At 39.2% G+C, this 3,175-nt stretch carries 4 protein-coding genes and 1 pseudogene; 4 read left to right on the forward strand and 1 reads right to left on the reverse strand.

The window, feature by feature from the left end:
* A pseudogene (locus ACKWCC_RS19045) lies at window positions 1-229 on the forward strand (IS91 family transposase); the annotation flags it as partial.
* A 227-nt stretch (window positions 230-456) separates the two neighbouring features.
* On the opposite strand, the gene ACKWCC_RS19050 reads toward ACKWCC_RS19045, so the two are convergent.
* The gene (locus tag ACKWCC_RS19050; RefSeq protein WP_413997559.1) at window positions 457-918 is read right to left on the reverse strand and encodes a winged helix-turn-helix transcriptional regulator; all 462 of its coding nucleotides are present in this window, start codon (window positions 916-918) and stop codon (window positions 457-459) included.
* A gap of 145 nt (window positions 919-1,063) precedes the next feature.
* On the opposite strand from ACKWCC_RS19050, the gene ACKWCC_RS19055 reads away from it, so the two are divergent.
* The 3 genes from ACKWCC_RS19055 to ACKWCC_RS19065 all read left to right on the forward strand — a co-directional run.
* Window positions 1,064-1,960, forward strand: a complete 897-nt coding sequence (locus ACKWCC_RS19055; protein WP_413997560.1) for a nuclear transport factor 2 family protein — start codon at window positions 1,064-1,066, stop codon at window positions 1,958-1,960.
* Window positions 1,961-1,974: 14 nt separating this feature from the next.
* Window positions 1,975-2,565 (forward strand): NAD(P)H-dependent oxidoreductase, encoded by a 591-nt coding sequence (locus tag ACKWCC_RS19060; protein WP_413997561.1) that lies wholly within the window; start codon window positions 1,975-1,977, stop codon window positions 2,563-2,565.
* 363 nt (window positions 2,566-2,928) lie between these two features.
* Window positions 2,929-3,175: phage integrase N-terminal SAM-like domain-containing protein (locus tag ACKWCC_RS19065; RefSeq protein WP_413997562.1), on the forward strand; the 247-nt coding region annotated here is incomplete at its 3' end.

Genomic DNA, 3,175 nt, shown 5'->3' on the forward strand with positions numbered 1-3,175 from the left:
TGGTATCTTGAGCAGTGCCAAAAAGAAGATGGTACTGCCGCTGCTCATGGCCCAAATGGGCCGACCGGCCCCCAAACAAGAACCACCGCCCATATTGCACCGAAAGTGCCCTAGGTGCAAAGAGGGCACTTTGGCAACGGTGTTCGTGTTCGACGGCAGGGGGCCGCCCAAGCATTGGATCAAGAAGCTGAAACAACAAGATGGAGACCCACAGATCAGAACGGCGTAATGGCCGTACGGGACACCTATGGCCCTAAGTGGACGTTTTGCCGAAAAATGCCCGATGGAGCTAGAGATTCAAGGCTCCGGATCGTGGAAAGTATGCCCACGCGGGTCAAGAATATCTAAAACCACAAAAGTATCGGCCCAGGTGCCGCTGCAAACCTCCCTTCCAATACAGACCAATCCCCATAGCAGAAAAAGGTACCAAGAACCCGGTGTAGTTCAACACCGCGTTCATGCTCGGTCGTACCGACCGCACGAACGCTTAGTTATTGTAGCCAGTTTTTCTCGGTACTGTTGTTTTATAACTCTAGTAAATTCTACTTTATCACGTCTTAATAATTCTATACCACCTTTATTTACAATAGTTGGATTAAAGTCTCTTAGATGATTGTCGCTCCAAATTCCCAATTCAACAATAATTGGTGTCATTGCCAAACCTTTCTCGGTTAAAAGATAGATGTTCGATTTATTATTGTTTGGAAGTTTTGTTTTAGTAATAATTCCAAACGCTTCAAGCTGTTTCAATTTTGTGGTCAGTATGTTGGTCGCAATTCCTTCATCACTTTCTGTAAAGTCCTTAAAGGTCTGTTTGTTTTCCATTAAGATTTGCTTCACAATCACCAACATCCATTTATCGCCTAGAATATCTAAAGCCGAAGTAAAAGGGCAATTGCATCTAAATTTTGTTTCCATTCTCTTTTATTCCTCTTAAAACGCACAAAGATAACAAAATATAATTTTCACTTGCACTTTGCAATTTATTTAAAATAATACTTGCATAATAAAAGTATTGTTATAATTTTGCTTGTGTTATGCAAGTAATATAAAAACGCACTAAATGAAAAAAGTATTAATGGTAGTAATGTTCGCAAGTGTATTTGCAAGTTGTAATTCAACTAAAACAAATTCAAATAGCGACAAATCAACACAAACTTCTAATTCAAAAACATTAAAAATGAACAAAAAAGAAACCGCTGTGGCTTTTGTACAAGCCGTAACCTCGCAAGATGTAGATAAAGTAAGAGCACTAGCCAATCCAGATTACATTCAACACAATCCATTTCTTCCCACAGGATTAGAACCTTTTATTCAACTGTTTCCTATGCTAAAAGAAAATGGAACCAAAGCCGAAGCAGTTCGTGTCATCGAAGACGGAAATTTTGTAGTGCTACATCAATTATGGACAGGTGCCAAGCCTTTTGGTGCAGATAAAATGGTGTCTTTCGATATTTTACGATTTGATGAGAATGGTAAAATAGCCGAACATTGGGATGCCCTGCAACCTTTTGTAGCACAAACAGCAAGCGGAAGAACTCAAGTAGATGGTGCAACTGATATTGTAGATTTAGACAAAACCGAAGCGAACAAATCCTTGGCAAAATCTATGGTAGAAGATATTTTAATGGGCAAAAATCCGAATAAAATTACCGATTACATCAGTGCCGAGCAATACGACCAACACAATCCTGCCATTAAAGATGGATTAAATGGAATAGTGGAAGCTGTTCAGTACCTCACTTCGCAGAATAATATGTTTCAATACACTAAAATCCACAAAGTATTAGGTGAAGGTAATTTTGTACTCACCGTGAGTGAAGGAAACTGGAATGGAACTACAAATGTATTTTACGATTTATTACGTTTTGAAAATGGTAAAGCCGTAGAGCATTGGGACGTTATACAAGAAATTCCAACCAAAAATTTAGCAAATGATAACGGAATGTTTGGATTTTAAAAACAAAAATAATTATGAAAAAAGCACTTATTATAAATGCACATCAAGAATATCCATTTGCCAAAGGCGAATTGAATAAAGAAATCGCCAAGCGTATTGGAAACTATCTAAAAAGTATTGGCTACGAAATTAAAACCACCACAATGAAAGACGAATGGAATACAGATGAAGAAGTGGATAAACATACATGGGCTGATGTCGTTGTTCTACAATCACCTACCAATTGGATGGGTTTTCCTTGGATTTTCAAGAAATATATGGATGAAGTTTACACCGCAGGTATGTTTGGTAAAATGAGTCAGAATGATGGAAGAACAGCAGAAAAACCAAAGAAAAATTATGGGGCTGGTGGATTAATGCAAGACACCAAATATATGCTGTCATTAACTTTCAATGCTCCAGAAGAGTCTTTTAACGACAAAAACGAATTTCTATTTGCAGGTAAATCGGTGGATGATTTATACTTTGCACAGCATATGAATTTCAAGTTTTTTGGTATGCAACCATTGCCAACTTTCGCTTGCTTTGATGTAATGAAAAATCCAAATATCGAGAATGATTTCAAAAGGCTAGAATCACATCTTGAGATTAATTTTAAAGAGTAGTTAAGATATCGTTTGATTAAAATACAAAATCACAAGGGTCTAGGTTCTTGTGATTTTTTTATCCGAAATTTTTGTTCAAATTGGCTACAACGGTCGTGGCTATGAGTAGTTGCGGTTTCGGGGGGGGGTTCTTTTTCAACTTTCTGGGGTTTTGATGCGGGGAATATTGTTTTATTATAATGGAAACCAAGCAATTACTTATAGCCGTTGTTGAACTAAACCTAAAGGTAGCTTCAAGTCTTCACCATTCACTACCTTTAAGAACTGTTTAATCTTAACACCTTAAAATTATGAAAAAAAAGTAGTATCCTGATCGAGCGGGCCTGCATCGAGGTTCCCGAGTTTGCCCTGAACTTCCAAAAATTGGAGCGCTCCATTGAGCTCTCGGGCAAGAGCCAAAGCACCCTTGCCAACTATGCCCGTTGTCTTGCGCACATGGCGATGCACTTCAAGTGCGGCCCCCTGTCATTGGACAGGGAACAGGTCCTGGACTATCTGCACCATCAAAAAAGGCGTCACAAAACCCCTTCGGAGAGTTTTTTCAAGCATACCGTCCATGGTCTTCGGTACCTGTACCGCATCTATGGGCTGCCCGAGCACCGGGTGGCGC

Origin of the sequence: Maribacter aquimarinus, from assembly GCF_047345505.1 — a bacterium.
Classification (GTDB): Bacteria; Bacteroidota; Bacteroidia; order Flavobacteriales; family Flavobacteriaceae; genus Maribacter.